Source organism: Kocuria sp. CCUG 69068 (assembly GCF_020833785.1).
Classification (GTDB): Bacteria; Actinomycetota; Actinomycetes; order Actinomycetales; family Micrococcaceae; genus Kocuria; species Kocuria rosea.
In genome coordinates, this window is record NZ_PDDL01000034.1 from 1 (window position 1) to 19,719 (window position 19,719).

The window sequence follows — 19,719 nt, forward strand, 5'->3', positions numbered from 1 at the left end:
CTGGGCGCCGCAGGACGTGCCGGGGACGGTGCGGGCCGCGGAGTCGCTGCTCGCGGAGGGCCCGCGCGTCGTCGCCCTGGCCACCGGCGAGGGCGACGTGGTCGCCTGGCCGGGCGGGCACGTGCTCCTGCCCCACCTGGGCGAGGATCCCGTGGACCCCACCGGGGCGGGCGACTCGTTCGTGGCCGCGCTCACCGTCGCGCTGCTGCGCGGGGAGAGCCCCGAGTCCGCCGCCTGGTGGGCCGCGGCGGCGGCGGCCGAGGTGGTCGGCAGCGCCGGCGGCCGGCCGGACCTCGACCTGGACCGGCTGCGGGAGTCGGCCTCCCGGGCCCGCCGGTAGGCAGCACGGGTGCCGGAGGCGCCGTCCCCGGGAACGAGAGAAGGCCGGTGGTCCGCGTTCCCGCGGTCCACCGGCCTCGAATCGTCGGGCTGACAGGATTTGAACCTGCGACCCCTTGACCCCCAGTCAAGTGCGCTACCAAGCTGCGCCACAGCCCGAAGTGCTCAGTACGTTCCCGCCCCGAGCACTCGCATCACATTACAGCAAGCTCCGGCGGAATTCATCTCGGCGGGCGCCTCAGCGCTTCCGGTTCCGCTTCTCCCGCACGCGCATGGACACCTCGATGGGGGTGCCCTCGAAACCGAAGGTCTCGCGGAGGCGGCGGGTGATGAACCGCCGGTACCCTGGGTCGAGGAAACCGGTGGTGAACAGCACGAAGCGCGGCGGCCGGGAGGAGGCCTGGGTGCCGAAGAGGATGCGCGGCTGCTTGCCGCCGCGCACGGGGTGCGGGTGGGCGGCCACGATCTCGCCGAGGAACGCGTTGAGCCGCCCGGTGGGGACGCGGGTGTCCCACGAGGCCAGGGCGGTCTCCAGGGCGGGGACCAGCCGGTCCTTGTGCCAGCCGGTCTTCGCCGAGACGTTCACCCGCGGCGCCCAGGCCACGTGCGCGAGGTCGCGGTCGATCTCCCGCTCCAGGTAGTAGCGGCGGTCCTCGTCCATGAGGTCCCACTTGTTGAAGGCGAGCACGAGGGCGCGCCCGGAGTCCACGGCCAGCTGCAGGATGCGGACGTCCTGCTCGGAGAGCACCTCGTCCGCGGCCAGCAGCACCACGGCCACCTCGGCGCGCTCGAGGGCGGCCTGGGTGCGCAGGGACGCGTAGAAGTCCGCGCCCTGGGCCATGTGCACGCGGCGGCGGATGCCCGCGGTGTCGATGAAGCGCCAGGGCTTGCCGCCCAGCTCGATGAGCTCGTCCACGGGGTCGCGGGTGGTCCCGGCCAGGGGATCCACGACGACGCGCTCGGAGCCGGCCAGCTTGTTGAGCAGCGAGGACTTGCCCACGTTCGGGCGCCCGATGAGCGCCACGCGGCGGGGCCCGCCGGTCAGCTCGGTCTCGGCCACGGCGGAGAACTCCGGCAGCAGGTCCGTGACCGCGTCGAGGACGTCGGCGGCGCCGCGCCCGTGCAGGGCGGACACCGGGTGCGGCTCCCCCATGCCGAGGGACCACAGATAGGTGGCCTCGACCTCGAGCTGCGGGGAGTCCACCTTGTTGGCGACCAGGATCACCGGCTTCCGGACCTTGCGCAGCATCTTCACGATGGCCTCGTCCGCGGCGGTGACGCCCACGGTGGCGTCGAGCACGAGCAGCACGGCGTCGGCGAACTCCACGGCCATCTCGGCCTGCTCGGCGACGCGGGCGTTGATGCCCTTGGCGTCGTACTCCCACCCGCCGGTGTCCACGAGGGTGAAGTTGCGCCCGTTCCAGGTGGCCCGGTAGGAGACGCGGTCCCGGGTCACGCCCGGGGTGTCCTCCACGACGGCCTCGCGCCGGCCGAGGATGCGGTTGACGAGGGTCGACTTGCCGACGTTGGGGCGGCCCACGATGGCGAGCACCGGGGCGGGCCGGCGCACGGGGGCCTGGTCCCCGTCCTCCGCCCACTCGGCGAGCAGCGCGGCGTCCTCCTCGTCGAGCTCGTAGTCCTCGAGCCCGGCCCGCAGCGCCTGCGCGCGCTGCTCGGCCTCGTCGTCGTCGATGGCCGCGAGCCGCTGGGCGACGTCGTCCGTGGTGCCGCCGAGGATCTCGGCCTCGTAGGGGTCGTGGGCGGTGTCGTGCGCGGAGTTCTCGGGGTTGCCGGTCATGGCTGTCCTTCGCTGGGCCGGGTGCGGCCGGTCGGGGTGCGGAAAAATGTCGGGGGGTGCGGGGCGGACCGGTTCAGGCGGAGCGGCCCGCGGCGCGGACGACCACGTCGATGACGGCCTGGACGGTCTGCTCCACGGTGAGCTCGGAGGAGTCGATCGTCACGACGCCGTCGGCGGCCTCGGTGAAGTTCACGACCGTCGCGTCCTTGGCGTCCCGGCCCACGACCCGGGCCCGCAGCTGCTCGGCGTCCTCGACGCCGCCGTTCTGCAGGCCGCGCCGGGCCATCCGGGCCCGTTCGTCGGCGGTGAGCAGGATCCGGGCGTCGGCGTCGGGGGCCACCACGGTGGTGGTGTCCCGGCCCTCGGCCACGATCCGCCGGCCGCTGTCCGCGATGAGCTCCTGCTGGCGGGCCACCAGCACCGCCCGCGCGGCCTGGTTGGTGGCCACGGCGCTGACCGCCTCGGTCACCCGGGCGCCGCGGATCTCGACGCCCACGTCGGTCCCGCCCACGAACACCAGCTCCCGGTCGGGGTCGGTGCCCTGGGCGAGCGGGAAGGAGCGGGCGGCCTCGACCACGGCGCCGCCGTCGTAGAGGTCCACCCCGCGGTCGAGGCACCACCACGTCAGCGCGCGGTACATCGCGCCCGTGTCCAGGTAGGCGAGGCCGAAGCGGCGGGCGACCTCCTTGGACACGCTGGACTTGCCGGAGCCGGAGGGCCCGTCGATGGCGACGACCAGCTGCCGGCCGGCGGCGGCCGGCGTCCCGGTGCCGGGTGCTGCGCTGCGGGCGGTGTTCGTTCCGGTGTTCACTGCACGACCTTCCATCCGCGCTCCTGGAGCGCCTCGACGAGTTCCTTGCGGCGGTTGGGCAGCACGGAGACCTCCACGAGGCCCACGGGCTGGCCCGGGGAGTGCTCGAGGCGCAGGTCCTCGAGGTTGACGCCGATCTCCCCGATCTCGGTGAGCAGCCGGGCGATCTGCCCGGGGACGTCCCCGACGAGCACGGTGAGGGTCGCGAACGCGCGGGGCGCGCCGCCGTGCTTGCCCGGGATCCGGGCCCGGCCGGCGTTGCCCTCCGACATCAGCTGGGCGATGTCCAGCCGGGCGCCCGGGGCGCGCGGGGCCTCGAGCGTGGCGATGAGCCGGTCGAGGTCCTCGCGCACCCCGTGCAGGGACGCCACCACGGGAGCGGCGTTCGCGGAGAGGATCTGCACCCACAGGCCCGGGTCGGAGGCGGCGATGCGGGTGGTGTCCCGCAGCCCCTGGCCCGCGAGGGACAGGTGGTGCAGCGGGGTGTCCTGCAGCCGGGAGGCCAGCAGGGAGGACATCACCTGCGGCAGGTGGGAGATCAGCGCCACGGTCGCGTCGTGCTCGCGGGCGTCCATGAACGTGACCGTCGCCCCGAGGTCCACGGCCAGGTTCTTCGCCGCGGCGAGCGCCGCGGGCGCGGAGCGGCCGGAGTCGCACACGACCCAGGGCATGGACGTGAACAGCTCGCCGCGGGCGGCCACGGGGCCGGACTTCTCCCGCCCGGCCATGGGGTGGGTGCCCACGTAGCGGGTGAGGTCCCCGCCCCGGGCGCGCACGTCCTCCAGCACGGACTCCTTCACGGAGGCGATGTCGAGGACGACCGCCTCCGGGTGGCGTCCCAGCGCCTCGACCACGGTCTCGGCGGTGACGTCGGGCGGGGTGGCGACGACGACGAGGGCCGGCTCCGGCACCCGGTCCTGCCCCGCCGCGCGGCAGGAGCGGCCGGCGCCGATGTCCTGGGCCACGGCCTCGGCGGTGGGCGAGGAGTCCTGCAGCCAGACGTCCACGCCGAGGTGGCGCAGGCCCAGGCCGATGCTGGCGCCGAGCAGGCCGGCGCCGACCACGAGCACGGGCCCGGCGGTCGCCGCGGGGGTCGGCGGTGCGGTGGGGGTCTGCGTCACGGGCGCTCCCTACATGCCCACCGAGGCGAGGAGGTGCCCGACCTCGGTCTTCGACAGGCGGCGGATGGTGCCCTGGCGCTGGTCCCCGATCCGGATGGGGCCGACCTCGGTGCGCACGAGCTTCTCGACGGGGTGGCCCACGGCGTCGAAGAGCCGGCGCACGATGCGGTTGCGCCCGGAGTGCAGGACGACCTCGACCAGCAGGTGGCCGGGGGTGGAGTCCACGAGCCGGAAGGAGTCGACGGAGGCGATGCCGTCCTCGAGCTCGATGCCGGCCTTCATGGCCGCGCCGACGCCCTTCTCCATGGGCCCGCGGACCTGCACGAGGTAGGTCTTGGGGACCTCGTAGGAGGGGTGGGTGAGCCGGTTGGTCAGCTCGCCGTCGTTGGTCAGCAGCAGGAGGCCCTCGGTCTCGACGTCGAGGCGGCCCACGTGGAAGACGCGCTCGTTCTTCTGCTGGTTCAGGTAGTCGGCCACGCACGGCCGGCCCTCGGGGTCCTCCATGGTGGAGAGCACCCCCTCGGGCTTGTTGAAGGCGTAGTAGACGAGGTTCTCGTCGAGCTGCACGCGGACGCCGTCGACGTGGATCTCGACGGTGTCCGGGTCCACGCGGATGCCGAGCTCGGTGATGGTCTCCCCGTTGACCTGCACGCGGCCGGCCTCGATCATCTCCTCGCACACGCGCCGCGAGGCCACGCCGGCCTGGGCCATGAGCTTCTGCAGGCGCACCCCGTCCGGGTCGTGCTGGTCGAGCCGGTCCACGGGCGGGTTCTTGGGGCGGCGCTTCCGGTGCGGCGGGCGGTACGGGGTGGCGGGCATCCGCCGGGAGCTCTTCTCGGAGGACGCGAACGGGCGGGGCCCGCGGTCCTGACCGGTGCCCGTCGAGGACCCGCCCTTGGCTGCGCCACCCTTGCCGGCGCCCCCCTTGGCTGCGCCACTCTTGGCTGCGCCACCCTTGGCGGGGCCGCGGCCAGGAGCGCCCTTCCCGCCCTGGAACGACGTGCCGCCCTGGCCGGTGCGGGGCTTCTGGCCGCCCTGGGAGCCGGGGGCGCGGCGGCCGCCGGGCCCGGGGCGGCCGGATGATGAACGTGAAGTGGCCATGGTGGTGTCTCAGTCCTCGTAGTGGTCGATCTGGTCGATGCCCGGCAGATGAGGGGCGATGTCGGGGAGCTCGTCGAGCGAGCCGATGCCCATCTTCTCCAGGAAGAACGTGGTGGTGCCGTAGAGCACGGCGCCGGACTCGCCGTCCCGCTCGAGCTCGCGGATCAGGCCTCGCTGCACGAGCGTGCGGACGACGCCGTCGACGTTGACCCCGCGGATCGCGGAGATGCGTCCCCGGCTCACGGGCTGGCGGTAGGCCACGACGGCCAGGGTCTCCAGGGCCGCCTGCGACAGCCGGGCGGTCTGTCCCTCCGCGACGAACGCGGAGACGACGGGGGCGAACTCGCTGCGCGAGTGGATCCGCCAGCCGGCACCGGTGCTGCGCAGCTCGAACCCGCGCGGCGCCAACGTCCCATCATACCCCGGATCGGCGGCGACGCCGTCGTACTCCGCGCGGAGCCGGTCGAGGACCCGCTGCACGGTGGCGACCGGGACCACGAGGGCGGCGGCGATCTCGTACTCGCTGACGGGCTCGTCGGCCACCATCAGGATCGCCTCGACGGCGGCCCGCACCCCGCCGGGCAGCGCCTCGAGGTCCGGCCCGCCCTCGGCCGCGGGGCTCACGCCGGGGCCCCCGAGGCGGCCGGGACCCCGTCCGGGGCCGCGACGACGGCAGCCGGGCCCGCGGCGTCCTCGGACAGACGGTCGGCGGTCCACCCGGTGCCCGCCCCGGTCCAGCGGACCGTCAGCTCCCCCAGCGGCTGCTCCTGGGCGAGCTCGAGCACCGCGTCCCGGTACATCTCGAGCAGCGCCAGGAATCGCACGACCACCGCGAGGGTGGACCCGGCGTCCGCGACGAGCACCCGGAAGGAGCGCGGGGCTCCGTCCTCGAGCAGCCCGCCGAGGATCTCCGCCTCGTCCCGGACCGTCACGGCGGCCCCGTGCAGGTGGTCCACCCCGACCTCCGCGGGCGCCCCGGGGCGGGGCACGAAGACGGAGCGGGCGATCGCGGCGAACTGCTCCGGGGTGGTCCGCCAGTCGAGCTCGGGCAGCACGGCCGCCACCTCCGGGTCCAGCGGCACCGACCGGGGCAGGCGGGTGGACTCGGCCCGCATCCGCTCGTCGAGCAGCACGGCCACCTCCTTGAACGCCTTGTACTGCAGCAGCCGGGCGAAGAGCAGGTCCCGCGCCTCCAGCAGGGCCACGTCCTCCTCGTCCTCGACCTCCCCGCGCGGCAGCAGCCGAGCGGCTTTGAGGTCCAGGAGCGTCGCGGCGACCACGAGGAACTCGCTGGCCTCGTCGAGGGCGCGGGTCGAGCCGATCTCGTGCAGGGCGCGCACGTACTGGAGGAACTCGTCCGTGACGGTGGCCAGCGCGATCCGGGTGATGTCCAGCTCGTGCTTGGCGATCAGGGAGAGCAGCACCTCGAAGGGCCCCGCGAAGTCCTCCAGCTGCACCGCGAAGCCGCCGGGACCCTCGGGGACCGGCGGCTCCTCGGGGTGCATCAGGGTGCGCCGCCGCGCGAGATGAGCTCCCGCGCCAGCTGACGGTAGGACTCGGCGCCCTGGTGGGCCGTGGCGAAGGAGAGGATGGGCTCGGCGGCCACCGTGGCGTCCGGGAACTTCACGGTGCGCTTGATGACGGTGTCGAAGACCTTGTCGCCGAAGGCGTCCACGATCCGGGCCATGACCTCGCGGGAGTGCAGGGTCCGGGAGTCGAACATCGTGGCGAGCACCCCGTCGATCTGCAGGCGGGGGTTGAGCCGGTCCTGGACCTTCTCGATGGAGTCCACGAGCAGCGCCACGGCGCGCAGGGCGAAGAACTCCGCGATGAGCGGGATGACCACCCCGTGCGCGGCGGTCAGCGCGTTGACCGTCAGCAGCCCCAGCGAGGGCTGGCAGTCGATGATGATGACGTCGTAGTGCTCCTCGAGCTTGCGCAGGGCACTGGCCAGCACCTGCTCGCGGGCCACCTCGGTGACGAGCTGCACCTCCGCCGCGGAGAGGTCGATGTTCGCGGGGAGCAGGTCGACGCCCTCGACGTCGGTCTCCTGGACCACGTCCCAGACGTCCACGGAGCGGTCCATCATGACGTTGTAGACCGTCAGCTCCAGCTCGTGCGGGTTGGCGCCGAGGCCGGCGGAGAGGGCGCCCTGCGGATCGAAGTCGACGAGCAGGACCTTGCGCCCCAGCTCGGCGAGCGCCGCGCCGAGGTTGATGGTCGAGGTGGTCTTCCCGACCCCGCCCTTCTGGTTGACCATCGCGATGATCCGGGCGGGCCCGTGGGTGGAGAGCTCGGGCGGCTCGGGGAAGTCGCGGGCGGGACGGCCGGTCAGGCCGACGGTTCCCGTCCCGGCCTCGCCCGTGCCGGGGTTCCTCTCGTCGCTCTGCTGGCTCACTCGTGGCACCGCTCTTTCGTTCGTGGTCGCGCTCGGGCGGACCGGCCCCGGGCACGGGGCGGCCCGGGCCGGACGGGCCGACCTGGGGTTTTCCTGGACTCGATCAGCTACCAGGGTACCGCCGCCGCCGGGCGGCCCCGAATTCCCGGGCACGGTGGAGCCGGCGGACGACGACGGCCCGCGCCCGCCGCGCCCCTCTCGGGGGCACGGCGGGCGCGGGCCGGACACGGGTCCCGGTGCGGGGACGGGTCAGCGCGCTCCGGCGCCGGCCGCGGCCTCGAGCTTCTCCGCGACGGAGTCCTCCACCCGGGCCCCGGGAGCGGTCTCGGTGGCGGGCCGGTCCTCGGCGGTGCCGTGCGAGTGGGCGGCCATGGTGGACTCGTCGAACCGGTCCTGGCCGGAGAGCACGCGCTCCACCTGGACGAGGTCGATCTCGCGGGTCCACTTGCCGATCAGCAGGGTGGCCACGGCGTTGCCGGTGAAGTTGGTCAGGGCGCGGGCCTCGGACATGAAGCGGTCGATGCCGACGATGATGCCGACCCCGTCGACCAGGTCGGGGCGGTGGGACTGCAGGCCGCCCGCCAGGGTGGCCAGGCCGGCGCCGGTGACCCCGGCGGCGCCCTTCGAGGCGATGATCATGAACACCAGGAGGGAGATCTGCTCGCCGATGGCCAGCGGGCTGCCCATCGCGGAGGCGACGAAGAGGGCGGCCATGGTCAGGTAGATGGCGGTGCCGTCCAGGTTGAAGGAGTAGCCGGTCGGGACCGTGACGCCGACCACGGGCTTGGAGACGCCCACGTGCTCCATCTTGGCGATGAGCCGGGGCAGGGCCGCCTCGGAGGATGAGGTCGAGAAGATCAGCAGGTACTCGCGGCCCAGGTACTTCATGAGCCGGAAGATGTTGATCCCCGTGACCGCCTTCAGGAGCCCGCCCAGGACCACCACGATGAACAGGACGCAGGTGAGGTAGAAGGCGATCATCAGGGTGGCCATCGAGACGATGGCCTGGACGCCGGTCTCGCCAACCACACCGGCGATCGCGCCGAACGCCCCGATGGGGGCGACCCACATGACCATGATCAGGATCCGGAAGACCAGGGCCTGGACGTAGCCGACGGCCTTGAGCACGGGCTTGCCGGCCGGGCCCATCTGCTGCAGCGCGAAGCCCACGATGAGCGCCACGAACAGGGTCTGCAGGATGTTGCCCTCGGTCAGGGAGGACAGCAGGGACGTGGGGATGATGCCGAGCAGGAACCCGATGGTCCCGCCCTCCCCGTCGCCGTGGCCCGCGTCCGTGACCTCGTACTCCGAGCCCTGGATGTTCAGGCCCTCGCCCGGGTGGATGAGGTTGCCCACCACCAGGCCGATGCCCAGTGCCATGGTGGACATCGCCATGAAGTAGGCCAGGGCCAGGCCGCCGACCTTGCCGACGGTCGCCGCCTTGGCGATGGAGCCGACGCCCAGGACGATCGTGCAGAAGATGATGGGGGCGATCATCATCTTGATCAGGGCGATGAACGCGGTGCCGACCGGCTTGAGCGTCTGGGCGAACTCGGGGGCCAGGAGGCCCAGGACGGCGCCGGCGACGACGGCGACGATCACGAAGACGTACAGGTAGTGCGTCCTGTCCTTCTTCTGCTTCTGGGCGGGCGGCTGCGGGTCGACGGGGTCCGTGGCGACGGTGGCCATGCTTGTCCTCCGGTTCGGGTGGGTAGCGCGGTGGGGTGGAGCGCGGGACCCGGGATCGGGCCGATGTGACGAGTCTCACCGCGGCCCGGCGCCCTGTCGTGTTGTGGTCATAATGGTCGTGACGCCCACCACAAGAGAGGGAGGGACGGCCGGGAGATCAAGGAGCGGACATGTCCCTGGCCCGGCGCTTCTTCCTGATGCAGCTCGCCGTCGTCGCGCTGGTGACCCTCGCCGTCTCCCTCGTCCTGTTTGCCCACGAGCGCGGCGCGGTCGTGGAGCGCGCCGAGGCGGTGACCCGGGTCCTCGCCACAGCTCTGGCGGACGACCCGTACGTGCTCGAGGCGGTGGGCGGGCCGGACCCGCACGCCGTGCTGCAGCCGCTCACGGACCGGCTGCTCGCGGACACGGACCTCGACTTCGTCACGATCATGGCCCCGGACGGCACCCGCTGGACGCACCCCCTGCCCTCCTCGGTCGGCGAGGCCTACCGCGGGGACCGCTCGCACGCGCTCGCCGGGCAGACCTGGACCAGCACGGAGCGCGGCAACCTCGGCCCCTCCGTGCGCACGATCGCCCCGGTCCGGGACGGGGACGGCACGGTCGTGGCGCTCGTGGCCACCGGTGTCCTCCTCGAGGCCGTCTCGCAGCAGGCGCTCGCCCAGCTGCCGGCGGTGCTCCTCGTCGGGCTGCTGCTGCTGGCCGCGTCGGCGACGGTCGCGGCCCTCGGCTCCCGGTACCTGGGCCGGGTCACCCACGGCTGGGGGCCGGAGGAGCTCGCCCAGGTGCACGCGCTGCACGACGCCGTGCTCAACGAGGCCACGGAGGGCCTCCTGCTCGTGGACACGACCGGCGCGGTGCAGGTGCTCAACGCCCGGGCGCGGGAGCTGCTCGGGGTCCGGGCGCCGGCGGCCCCGGGACCGGCCCGGCACGAACCGCTCCCCGTCGCGGACCTGGACCTGCCGCACGCGCTGGCGGTCCTCCTGCGCGCCGGCGCGCCCGTGCAGGAGCAGTGGTTCGTGGTCGGGGAGCGCACCCTCATCGTCTCGGCCCTCCCGGCCCGCGGAGCGCTCGCGGGGCGCGGCACGATCGTGATCCTGCGGGACCACACCGAGATCTCGCGGCTCTCGGGACAGCTGCGCGCCACCGCGGCGCTGGCCGGGGCGCTGCGGGCCCAGACCCACGAGCACGCCAACCGCATGCACACGGTCGTCTCCCTGCTGGAGCTCGGCCGGGACGAGGAGGCCCTCGGCTTCGCCTCGGCGGACATGGTGCGCACCCGGGTGCTGTCCGACGACCTCCTCGCCCACCTCGACGACCCGTTCCTCGCGGCCCTGCTGGTCGGCAAGACCGCCGCGGCCCACGAGCGCGGCGTGGAGCTGGAGGTCGTCGTCGACCCGGACGCGCCCCGGATCCCCGTCTCCCCCGCCGACCTCGTGACCCTCGTCGGCAACCTCGTCGACAACGCCGTCGAGGCCGCCGCGGCCAACGCCGACCGGGTCCGCCCGGTCGTCGAGGTCGAGATCGCCCGGGCGCCCGACGCCGCGGACCCCGCCCGGGACGCGGTCGTGATCACCGTCGCCGACACCGGGATGGGGGTCCCCGACGACCTCGCCCGGGAGGTGTTCGAGCTCGGTGTCACCACGAAGCCGGCCGGCCCGGAGGGCCGCGGCGTGGGCCTGCACCTGGTGCGGGAGGTCGTCGAGCGGTGGGGCGCGCGGATCGAGCACCGCAACGACGGCGGGGCCGTGTTCACGGTGACCGTCCCGGTGGCCCGCGACGCCGCGGCGGGGCGGGCCCCGTGAGCGCGCCGGTCCGCGTCCTGGTCGTCGACGACGAGCCGCTCACCGCCGCCGCCCACGCCCAGTACGTCGAGCGCTCACCGGGCTTCGAGACGGCCGCCACCGCCGTGTCCGGGCGGACGGCCGTGCAGGCCGTGCAGGCCGCCCGGCGGGCGGGGCGACCCGTGGACCTGGTGCTGCTGGACGTGAACCTGCCGGACATGTCCGGTCTCGACGTGGCACGGACCCTGCGCGCCCGCGGCGAGACGGTGGACCTGCTGGTGATCACGGCGCACCGGGACGTGGCGACCGTCCGGGCCGCGAGCACCCTGGGCGTGGTCGGCTACCTCATCAAGCCCTTCACCTACGCCGTGTTCGAGGAGAAGCTCGACGCCTACCGGCGCTACCGCTCCGCCCTGGGCGCGGCCGGGACGGTGGGCCAGGCGGAGGTGGACCGCGCGTTCGCGGCCCTGGGCGCGCCCACCCGCCCGGACGCGCCCAAGGGCCTGTCCCCGCAGACCCTCGAGTCCGTCACCGCGCTGATCCGGGGCGGGGAGTGGCTCTCGGCCGGTGAGGTCGCCGAGCGCAGCACGCTGTCCCGGGTCACGGCGCGGCGCTACCTCGAGCACCTGACGGCCCGGGGCCTCGTGCAGCGCCGCCCGCGCCACGGCACCCCCGGGCGGCCCGAGCTCGAGTACGGCTGGGCCGGGCAGGACGTCTCCCCCGGCCGCTGATCCCGTGCCGTGCGCCGGAGCGTCACGAACCGCTCGGCGGGCGCAGCACGCCCTCGAGGGCCTCCAGCACGGAGGCGTCCTCGATCGTCGAGGGCACGGTGTAGTCCTCGCCGTCGGCCATCTGCCGCATGGTCTTGCGCAGGATCTTCCCCGAGCGGGTCTTGGGGAGCCCCTCCACCACGGCCACGTCCTTGAAGTCCGCCACCGCCCCGATCTGCCGGCGCACGAGCGCCACGAGCTCCTCCCGGAGCTGCTCCGGCGGGACGTCGGCACCGGTCTTGAGCACCACGTACCCGGACGGCCGCTGGCCCTTCAGCGGGTCCCCCACCCCGATCACGGCGCACTCGGCCACCGCCGGGTGGGAGGCGAGGACCTGCTCCATGGCCCCGGTGGACAGGCGGTGCCCGGAGACGTTGATGACGTCGTCGGTGCGCCCCATGACGTAGACGTAGCCGTCCTCGTCCACGTGGCCGGAGTCGCCCGTGGCGTAGTAGCCGGGGAACGCGCTGAGGTAGGAGTCCACGAACCGCTGGTCGTCGCCCCACAGCGTGGGGAGCGTGCCCGGCGGCAGCGGGAGGCGCAGGGCGATGTTGCCCTCCTCGCCGGTCTCCACCGGCCGGCCCAGCGGGTCCAGGATCTCCACCCGGTAGCCCGGCACCGGCACGGACGGCGAGCCGGCCTTCAGGGGCAGCCGCTCGATCCCGAAGGGGTTGGCACAGATGGCCCACCCCGTCTCCGTCTGCCACCAGTGGTCGACGACCGGGACGCCCAGCACCCGGGCGGCCCAGTGGTACGTCTCCGGGTCGAGCCGCTCCCCCGCCACGAACAGGGCCCGCAGGGAGCCGATGTCGTGCCGGCGCACCAGCTCGCCCTCGGGATCCGCCCGGCGGATGGCCCGCAGGGCCGTGGGCGCCGTGAACAGCACCTTGACGCCGTGGTCCTCGACACGCTGCCAGAACGCCCCGGCGTCCGGGGTGCCCACGGGCTTGCCCTCGTAGAGCACGGTCGTGGCGCCGGCCAGGAGCGGGCCGTAGACGATGTAGGAGTGGCCCACCACCCAGCCGACGTCGGACGCGGTCCACATCACCTCGCCGGGGCCGACGTCGTAGATGTGGCGCATGGACCACGTCAGGGCCACGGCGTGCCCGCCGTTGTCACGGACCACCCCCTTGGGGGTCCCGGTGGTCCCGGAGGTGTACAGGACGTAGAGCGGGTCGGTGGCCGCGACCGGGACGGGCGCCGCCGGCTCGGCGCCCTCGACGGCCTCCGCCCAGTCGAGCCACTCGACGGTCGGCTGCCCGCCGGCCCCGGCCCGGCCCCGGGCGTCCTCGAGCGTCGTCTCGAACCCCGGGCGCTCGTGCACCAGCACCGTCCCGGGGGCGTGCTCGGCGAGCCGCAGGGCCTCCTCGATGGCCGGGATGTACTCGATCCGCCGCCTCGGCTCCACCCCGCCGGTCGTGGTCACCACCACGACCGGCCGGGAGTCGTCGATGCGGGAGGCGAGCTCCTTCGGGGCGAACCCGCCGAAGACCACCGAGTGCACCGCGCCCAGCCGGGCGCAGGCGAGCATCGCCACGACGGCCTGCGGGATCATCGGCAGGTAGACGAGCACCCGGTCGCCCTTGCCCACCCCCCGGGCGGCGAGCGCCCCGGCGAACAGGGCGACGTCGTCCCGCAGGCGCGCGTAGCTGAACCGCTCCTGGACCCCCAGCACCGCGGAGTCGTAGACGAGCGCGGTGCGCTCGCCGTGACCGGCCTCCACGTGCCGGTCGAGGGCGTTGTAGGAGGTGTTGAGCTCGCCGTCGGGGAACCAGCGGTAGAGCGGGGCTGCGGTGTCGTCGAGGGCGGTGGTGGGCTCGCGCACCCAGTCCACGGCGCGGGCGGCGTCGAGCCAGAACTCCTCCGGGTCCTGCACGCTGCGGCGGTAGACCTCCGCGTAGCCCTCGGCCGGCGGCGGTGTTCGGTGGTCGGTGCTCATGGGTCCCTCCCAGGGGTTGCGGTCCTGCCGGACACCCTAGTGGTGCAGGTCACACACGACAAGACCTCTGTATACACAGATGCACGATCGAGCCGATCCGGACCAAATCCCTCGTCAACTGCACCGAACTGTGTATACAATGCTCGTGCATTGTGATGCCTGTCACCCAGAGTCCGCGGCGCACTCCCCGTCGCGGGCGACAAGAGCGAGGAGGGAGCCGTGCGAGCCAGCGACCGCGCCTACGAGGCCCTGCGCGAGGACATCGTCGAATGGCGGCTGCTCCCGGGCCAGGTGCTCGGCGAGGTCGAGCAGTCGGAGCGCTTCGGCATCTCGCGCACGCCGATCCGCGAGGCCCTCAGCCGGCTCACCGCCGACGGTCTCGCGGAGGCGCACCGGGGCCGCGGCGTCGTGGTCTCCCAGGTCTCCCTCGAGGACGTCCGCGCCCTGTTCGAGCTGCGGGAGGCCCTCGACTGCCGGGCGGCCCGGCTGGCCGCCCGGCGCCGCGACCCCGTCGCGTTCCAGGAGCTGGCCGCCGAGCTCGAGGCGGTCGTGGCCCAGCTCCACGGGCCGGGCACGGACCGGGCCGGGTACTACGACCTCGTGGAGCGCATGGACCGCGCCATCGACGAGGCCACGGCCAATCCGTACCTCACCGCGGCCCAGCGCTCCCTGCGCCTGCACCTGGCCCGGGTGCGCAAGCTCTCCCGCACCAACCCCGACCGGCTCGCGCGCGCCGCCGCCGAGCACGCCCAGATCGCCCGCGCCGTCGCGGAGGGCTCCGAGGAGCTCGCCGAGGCGGCGACCCGTGTGCACCTGGCCAACTCGCTGCAGGCCGTCCTGACCACCCCTGTCCGGGAGTGGGTCCAGCCCGCTCCCCCGCTCGAGGCCGCCGGCTGAGCGCGGACACCCCTTCGACCGCCGCCGGCGGTCGTCCGTCCCCACGAGAGGAACTCCCATGACCGTTCTCCATTCCGTGCGCGTCCACCCGTCCAAGGACAACCTGCCCCGCGAGGAGCAGCTGGCCTGGAAGATGGCCGAGGTCGCCGCCGACCCGGTCGAGGTCACCCCAGAGGTGACGGAGATGGTGATCAACCGGGTCCTGGACAACGCCTCGGTCGCGATCGCCTCCCTCAACCGCGACCCGATCGTCTCCGCCCGGGACCAGGCCCTGGCCCACGCGCCCACCCCGGGCGGCACGGGCTCGGGCCTCTACGGCGTGGACACCGCCACCCGCAAGGTCTCCCCCGAGTGGGCGGCGTGGGCCAACGGCGTGGCCGTGCGCGAGCTCGACTACCACGACACGTTCCTGGCCGCCGAGTACTCCCACCCCGGCGACAACATCCCCCCGATCCTGGCCGTGGCCCAGCACGTGGGGGCCACCGGCCACGACCTGGTCCGCGGCATCGCCACCGGCTACGAGCTGCAGGTGGACCTCGTGAAGGCGATCTGCCTGCACGCCCACAAGATCGACCACGTCGCCCACCTCGGCCCCTCCGCGGCCGCCGGGATCGGCACCCTGCTCGGCCTGCCCGTGGAGACGATCTTCCACGCCATCGGCCAGGGCCTGCACACCACCACCGCCACCCGCCAGTCCCGCAAGGGCGAGATCTCCACCTGGAAGGCCCACGCCCCGGCCTTCGCCGGGAAGATGGCCGTGGAGGCCGTGGACCGCGCGATGCGCGGGCAGACCTCCCCCACCCCCATCTACGAGGGCGAGGACGGGGTCATCGCCTGGCTGCTGGACGGCCCGGGTGCGGCCTACGAGGTCCCGCTGCCGGCCCCCGGGGAGGCCAAGGCCGCGATCCTGGACACCTACACCAAGGAGCACTCGGCGGAGTACCAGGCGCAGGCCTGGATCGACCTGGCCCGCAAGCTGCACCGCGAGCACCCCGAGGCGAAGGACCCCGACAACGTGACCTCGGTGGTGATCCGCACCAGCCACCACACCCACTACGTCATCGGCTCCGGGGCCAACGACCCGCAGAAGTACGACCCCACCGCATCGCGGGAGACCCTCGACCACTCGATCCCCTACATCTTCACCGTGGCCCTGCAGGACGGCACCTGGCACCACGTGGACTCCTACGCCCCGGAGCGCGCCGGACGCCCGGACACCGTCGAGCTGTGGCAGAAGGTGACCACCGCCGAGGACCCCGAGTGGACCCGCCGCTACCACTCCCTGGACATCAGCGAGAAGGCCTTCGGCGGGTCGGTGGAGATCACCCTCACCGACGGCACCGTGATCACCGACGAGATCGCCGTGGCCGACGCCCACCCGCTGGGCGCCCGCCCGTTCGCCCGCGAGCAGTACGTCACCAAGCTGCGGACGCTGGCCGCCGGGATCGTCGCCGACGACGAGCTGGACCGGTTCATCGCCGCCGCCGAGAACCTCCCGGCCCTGGGCGCCGGCGAGCTCGACGCCCTCAACGTCACCGCCTCGCATCCCCTGCGCACCGGCACGAAGGGAATCTTCTAAGCCATGCTGTTCTCCACCACCACCCCCGAGGCCAAGCGGATCGCCCTGCGCGAGATGCTGGCCGGCCCCCGCACCGTCCGCTTCCCCGGCGCCTTCACCCCGCTGTCCACGAAGCTCATCCAGGAGCAGGGCTTCGACGGCGTCTACATCTCCGGGGCCGTGCTCGCCAACGAGCTCGGCTTCCCCGACATCGGGCTCACCGCCCTGCCCGAGGTGGCCGCCCGGGCCGGGCAGATCGCCCGGGTGACCGACCTGCCGTGCCTCGTGGACGCCGACACCGGCTTCGGCGAGCCCATGAACGTGGCCCGCACCGTCCAGGAGCTCGAGAACGCCGGCCTGGCCGGGTGCCACATCGAGGACCAGTTCAACCCCAAGCGCTGCGGCCACCTGGACGGCAAGAACGTCGTGGACCTGGCCACCGCCGTCAAGCGGATCCGGGCCGCCGCCGAGGCCCGCCGGGACCCGAACTTCCTGATCATGGCCCGCACCGACATCCGCGGCGTCGAGGGCCTGGACGCCGCCACCGACCGGGCGAAGGCCCTGGTGGACGCCGGGGCGGACGCGATCTTCCCCGAGGCCATGGCCGACCTGTCCGAGTTCGAGGCGATGCGGGCCGCGGTGGACGTGCCGATCCTGGCGAACATGACCGAGTTCGGGAAGTCGCAGCTGTTCACCGCCGACCAGCTCCAGGACGCCGGGGTGAACATGATCATCTACCCGGTGACCCTGATGCGCGCCGCCCTGGGCGCCATGGAGCGCGTGCTGGACACCCTCCGCACCGACGGCACCCAGGAGGCGGCCGTGCCGGAGATGCTCACTCGCGCCCGGCTCTACGAACTGGTGGACTACAACGGGTACAACCAGTTCGACTCCGGGGTCTTCGACTTCGAGGTCCCCGGGCTGCACCACTGACCGCACCCACCGCACCGACCACGTGAAGGAGACCACCATGACCGAGACCCAGAGCGAGGTCCACAAGGGACTGGCCGGCGTCGTCGCCGACTACACGGCCATCTCCAAGGTCAACCCGGACACCAACTCCCTGCTCTACCGCGGCTATCCCGTCCAGGAGCTCGCGGCGAACTGCTCTTTCGAGCAGGTCGCCCTGCTGCTGTGGAACGGCGAGCTGCCCACGGACGAGGAGCTGGCGGAGTTCCGGGCCCGGGAGCGGGAGCACCGGGCGCTGACGCCCGAGCTCAAGGCGATCATCGACGCCCTGCCGACCACCTGCCACCCCATGGACGTGTGCCGCACCGCGGCCTCCGTCCTGGGCGCCCAGGACCCGCAGGCCGAGGACTCCTCCCCCGCGGCGAACCTGGCCAAGGCGCAGAAGCTGTTCGCGGCGATGCCCGCCGTCGTCTGCTACGACCAGCGCCGACGCCGCGGCCAGGACGTGGTGGCCCCGCGCGACGACCTCGACTACTCGGCGAACTTCCTGTGGATGGCCTTCGGCGAGGAGGCCGACCCCCAGGTCGTCGAGGCGTTCAACGTGTCGATGATCCTCTACGCCGAGCACTCCTTCAACGCCTCGACGTTCACGGCTCGGGTGGTGACCTCGACCCTGTCGGACCTGCACTCGGCGGTCACGGCCGCCATCGGCGCGCTCAAGGGCCCGCTGCACGGCGGGGCCAACGAGGCCGTCATGGAGACGTTCGTGGAGCTGGGCATCCGCAAGGAGGAGACCGAGGCCGAGGCCGAGACCCGCGCCAAGGCCTGGATGGACGAGGCCCTGGCGGCGAAGAAGAAGGTCATGGGCTTCGGCCACCGCGTGTACAAGCACGGTGACTCGCGGGTGCCCACCATGAAGGCGGCCCTGGACACGATGGTCGCCCACTACGGCCGGGGCGAGCTGCTGGGCCTGTACAACGGGCTCGAGCGGTCCATGGACCAGGCGAAGGGCATCAAGCCCAACCTCGACTACCCCGCCGGTCCCACCTACTGGCTCATGGGCTTCGACATCCCCACGTTCACCCCGCTGTTCGTGGCCGCCCGGATCACCGGCTGGACCGCGCACGTCATGGAGCAGGTGGCCGCCAACTCCCTGATCCGCCCGCTGTCCGAGTACAACGGCCCGGACGAGCGGCACCTGTAGCGCGCCGGGCAGGGGGCGGGTCCGGGGACCCGCCCCCTGCCCGTCCCCGCCGGTCCGCTCCCGTCCCGCGACGGTCCGGACGGGAGACCTCCGGGAGGGACGCGGCGGGCTCAGTAGGTGGGCGCCGCGGGCAGCCCCATGTAGTGCTCGAGCGTGGGGATGTCCTGGTCGACCATGCCGGAGGCCACGTGCACGCCGACGTAGCGCAGGTGCCACGGCTCGTAGGCGTAGCCGGTGGTCGCGGTCCGGCCGCGGGGATACCGCACGACGAAGCCGTGCTCGTGGGCGTGCTCGCGCGCCCACGCCCCGGCCGGGGTCCCCTCGAAGCAGCTCTGCAGACCGCACTCCCCGCTCGGGTCGCCGATGTCCATGACCAGCCCGGTCTGGTGCTCGCTGTGACCGGGCCTCGCCGAGATCAGGTCCGCCTGCGCCTGCCCGTAGCGCGCCACGTAGTCGCGGTAGAGGCCGGCCTGCGTGGCGTAGGAGCGGTAGCCGCTGACCGCGGTCAGAGGAGCCCCGTCCGCCGCCGCGGCCCGCTGCATCCGCCGGAACGCCGCGGCGGCGTCCGCCCGCAGGAGCTGCCCGCCCACGGACTCGAGGGGGCGCGGCACGTGGTCGGCAGGGTCGAGGGGGCGGCGCTTGTTGACGACGACGTACACCGACGCGGCACGGTCGATCTCCCGGACCACCCGGGTCCCGGCGCCGCGGGCCCAGCTGACGGACCCGCGCTGGAAGGTCTGCCGGCAGCCGCCGCCCGTGCAGGACTCCGCCGAGACCGGATATCCCAGGGCGCCGTGCTCCGCGCCGTGGCGCAGCCAGGCCGCCCGGATGCCGCCGCCGGTGGGATGCGCCCCGCTCGGCCGCGACCACACCACGACCCCGCCCTCGAAGGCCTGGTGGCAGCCGGCGTCGCGCAGTCCGCACACCTCACGGCCCACGGGGTAGCCCAGCGGCCCCCGCTCGTGGTCCTGCGCGGCCCACGCGGCACGGATCGCACCCCACGTGGGACGGGCCCCGGTCCGCGGGGACCAGTGGATGGTCCCGCGCTCGAACTTCTGGTAGCAGCCGCTCCGGACGAGCCCGCACCGCTCGGCCCCCAGGGCCCGGCCGAGCCGGCCGTCCGCTCCCCCGAGCCGCTGGTGCTCGGCCTGGATCGCCGTGGCCCCGAACGCCGGGGTGCCGAGGCCGGGGAGGACCAGTCCCGGGAAGGCCAGTCCGAGGGCGAACAGCAGGACGAGCAGCGTCCGGCCCGTCCGCCCGGTCCTCCGCGTGCTGGGCTGCGTGGTCTGCCGTGTGCTGTGCCGCGTGGTCTCGCGCATGACGTCCCCGTCCGTCCGCCGAGCGGAGCGCTCGGGCGTGCGTCCAGGCTAGGCCGCGGGCGGGCCTTCCCGAAAGCACCGGCGC

Annotated in this window: 17 protein-coding genes and 1 tRNA gene; 7 read left to right on the forward strand and 11 right to left on the reverse strand. The window is 73.6% G+C overall.

All coding sequences use genetic code 11. From position 1 onward, the window contains the following. The coding region (locus CRM73_RS08650; protein WP_229587403.1) for a PfkB family carbohydrate kinase at positions 1-340 on the forward strand (340 nt) is incomplete at its 5' end. Between the two features lie 84 nt (positions 341-424). Here the strand turns inward: CRM73_RS08650 and CRM73_RS08655 are convergent. The 9 genes from CRM73_RS08655 to CRM73_RS08695 all read right to left on the reverse strand — a co-directional run bounded on the left by CRM73_RS08655 (position 425) and on the right by CRM73_RS08695 (position 9,257). After that, a tRNA-Pro gene (locus CRM73_RS08655) sits at positions 425-498 on the reverse strand. Positions 499-577: 79 nt separating this feature from the next. Next, positions 578-2,137, reverse strand: coding sequence for a ribosome biogenesis GTPase Der (der, locus tag CRM73_RS08660; protein WP_017833717.1), 1,560 nt, complete (start codon positions 2,135-2,137; stop codon positions 578-580). A 73-nt stretch (positions 2,138-2,210) separates the two neighbouring features. After that, on the reverse strand, positions 2,211-2,948 hold the full coding sequence (cmk, locus tag CRM73_RS08665; RefSeq protein WP_017833718.1) for a (d)CMP kinase: 738 nt from the start codon (positions 2,946-2,948) through the stop codon (positions 2,211-2,213). Next, positions 2,945-4,069 carry a prephenate dehydrogenase gene (locus CRM73_RS08670; RefSeq protein WP_017833719.1) on the reverse strand — a complete coding sequence of 375 codons (1,125 nt, stop codon included), beginning with the start codon at positions 4,067-4,069 and terminating at the stop codon, positions 2,945-2,947. The genes cmk and CRM73_RS08670 overlap by 4 nt, the downstream gene beginning before the upstream one ends. Positions 4,070-4,078: 9 nt before the next feature. Then, entirely contained in the window at positions 4,079-5,170 is a 1,092-nt protein-coding gene (locus CRM73_RS08675) for a pseudouridine synthase (RefSeq protein WP_035924067.1), read from the reverse strand. A 9-nt stretch (positions 5,171-5,179) separates the two neighbouring features. Further along, complete coding sequence (gene scpB, locus CRM73_RS08680) at positions 5,180-5,794, reverse strand: SMC-Scp complex subunit ScpB (protein ID WP_017833721.1); 615 nt, start codon at positions 5,792-5,794, stop codon at positions 5,180-5,182. Then, positions 5,791-6,675, reverse strand: a complete 885-nt coding sequence (locus tag CRM73_RS08685) for a ScpA family protein (protein WP_229587404.1) — start codon at positions 6,673-6,675, stop codon at positions 5,791-5,793. The genes scpB and CRM73_RS08685 overlap by 4 nt, the downstream gene beginning before the upstream one ends. Further along, on the reverse strand, positions 6,675-7,568 hold the full coding sequence (locus CRM73_RS08690; protein WP_017833723.1) for a ParA family protein: 894 nt from the start codon (positions 7,566-7,568) through the stop codon (positions 6,675-6,677). Before CRM73_RS08690 ends, CRM73_RS08685 begins: the two co-directional genes overlap by 1 nt. 249 nt (positions 7,569-7,817) lie before the next feature. Further along, positions 7,818-9,257, reverse strand: a complete 1,440-nt coding sequence (locus CRM73_RS08695) for a cation:dicarboxylate symporter family transporter (RefSeq protein WP_095651626.1) — start codon at positions 9,255-9,257, stop codon at positions 7,818-7,820. A gap of 170 nt (positions 9,258-9,427) precedes the next feature. Between CRM73_RS08695 and CRM73_RS08700 the strand changes: the two genes are divergently transcribed. After that, complete coding sequence (locus CRM73_RS08700) at positions 9,428-11,059, forward strand: ATP-binding protein (protein WP_229587405.1); 1,632 nt, start codon at positions 9,428-9,430, stop codon at positions 11,057-11,059. Further along, positions 11,056-11,769 (forward strand): response regulator, encoded by a 714-nt coding sequence (locus CRM73_RS08705; RefSeq protein ID WP_229587406.1) that lies wholly within the window; start codon positions 11,056-11,058, stop codon positions 11,767-11,769. Before CRM73_RS08700 ends, CRM73_RS08705 begins: the two co-directional genes overlap by 4 nt. A gap of 22 nt (positions 11,770-11,791) precedes the next feature. Here CRM73_RS08705 and CRM73_RS08710 read toward each other — a convergent pair whose 3' ends face one another. Further along, positions 11,792-13,747 carry an AMP-binding protein gene (locus CRM73_RS08710; protein ID WP_229587407.1) on the reverse strand — a complete coding sequence of 652 codons (1,956 nt, stop codon included), beginning with the start codon at positions 13,745-13,747 and terminating at the stop codon, positions 11,792-11,794. Positions 13,748-13,966: 219 nt separating this feature from the next. Between CRM73_RS08710 and CRM73_RS08715 the strand changes: the two genes are divergently transcribed. Genes CRM73_RS08715 through CRM73_RS08730 form a run of 4 tightly spaced genes read left to right on the forward strand, consistent with a single transcriptional unit; the run spans position 13,967 to position 18,315 of the window. After that, the gene (locus tag CRM73_RS08715) at positions 13,967-14,644 is read left to right on the forward strand and encodes a GntR family transcriptional regulator (RefSeq protein ID WP_017834267.1); all 678 of its coding nucleotides are present in this window, start codon (positions 13,967-13,969) and stop codon (positions 14,642-14,644) included. A gap of 58 nt (positions 14,645-14,702) precedes the next feature. After that, positions 14,703-16,223, forward strand: a complete 1,521-nt coding sequence (locus CRM73_RS08720) for an MmgE/PrpD family protein (protein WP_017834268.1) — start codon at positions 14,703-14,705, stop codon at positions 16,221-16,223. 3 nt (positions 16,224-16,226) lie between these two features. Further along, positions 16,227-17,135, forward strand: a complete 909-nt coding sequence (gene prpB, locus CRM73_RS08725; RefSeq protein WP_229587408.1) for a methylisocitrate lyase — start codon at positions 16,227-16,229, stop codon at positions 17,133-17,135. A 37-nt stretch (positions 17,136-17,172) separates the two neighbouring features. After that, positions 17,173-18,315 carry a bifunctional 2-methylcitrate synthase/citrate synthase gene (locus tag CRM73_RS08730; protein ID WP_109223012.1) on the forward strand — a complete coding sequence of 381 codons (1,143 nt, stop codon included), beginning with the start codon at positions 17,173-17,175 and terminating at the stop codon, positions 18,313-18,315. Between the two features lie 110 nt (positions 18,316-18,425). Here CRM73_RS08730 and CRM73_RS08735 read toward each other — a convergent pair whose 3' ends face one another. Continuing rightward, the gene (locus CRM73_RS08735; RefSeq protein ID WP_052132738.1) at positions 18,426-19,634 is read right to left on the reverse strand and encodes a D-alanyl-D-alanine carboxypeptidase family protein; all 1,209 of its coding nucleotides are present in this window, start codon (positions 19,632-19,634) and stop codon (positions 18,426-18,428) included. Between the last annotated feature and the right edge of the window lie 85 nt (positions 19,635-19,719).

What these genes read in the sequence shown, in the direction of transcription:
- CRM73_RS08720 (WP_017834268.1), top strand. Translation starts at nt 14,703, where the DNA reads ATGACCGTTCTCCATTCCGTGCGCGTCCACCCGTCCAAGGACAACCTG.
- CRM73_RS08685 (WP_229587404.1), bottom strand. Translation starts at nt 6,675, where the DNA reads ATGCACCCCGAGGAGCCGCCGGTCCCCGAGGGTCCCGGCGGCTTCGCG.
- der (WP_017833717.1), bottom strand. Translation starts at nt 2,137, where the DNA reads ATGACCGGCAACCCCGAGAACTCCGCGCACGACACCGCCCACGACCCC.
- CRM73_RS08700 (WP_229587405.1), top strand. Translation starts at nt 9,428, where the DNA reads ATGTCCCTGGCCCGGCGCTTCTTCCTGATGCAGCTCGCCGTCGTCGCG.
- CRM73_RS08675 (WP_035924067.1), bottom strand. Translation starts at nt 5,170, where the DNA reads ATGGCCACTTCACGTTCATCATCCGGCCGCCCCGGGCCCGGCGGCCGC.
- prpB (WP_229587408.1), top strand. Translation starts at nt 16,227, where the DNA reads ATGCTGTTCTCCACCACCACCCCCGAGGCCAAGCGGATCGCCCTGCGC.
- CRM73_RS08735 (WP_052132738.1), bottom strand. Translation starts at nt 19,634, where the DNA reads ATGCGCGAGACCACGCGGCACAGCACACGGCAGACCACGCAGCCCAGC.
- CRM73_RS08730 (WP_109223012.1), top strand. Translation starts at nt 17,173, where the DNA reads ATGACCGAGACCCAGAGCGAGGTCCACAAGGGACTGGCCGGCGTCGTC.
- CRM73_RS08710 (WP_229587407.1), bottom strand. Translation starts at nt 13,747, where the DNA reads ATGAGCACCGACCACCGAACACCGCCGCCGGCCGAGGGCTACGCGGAG.
- CRM73_RS08695 (WP_095651626.1), bottom strand. Translation starts at nt 9,257, where the DNA reads ATGGCCACCGTCGCCACGGACCCCGTCGACCCGCAGCCGCCCGCCCAG.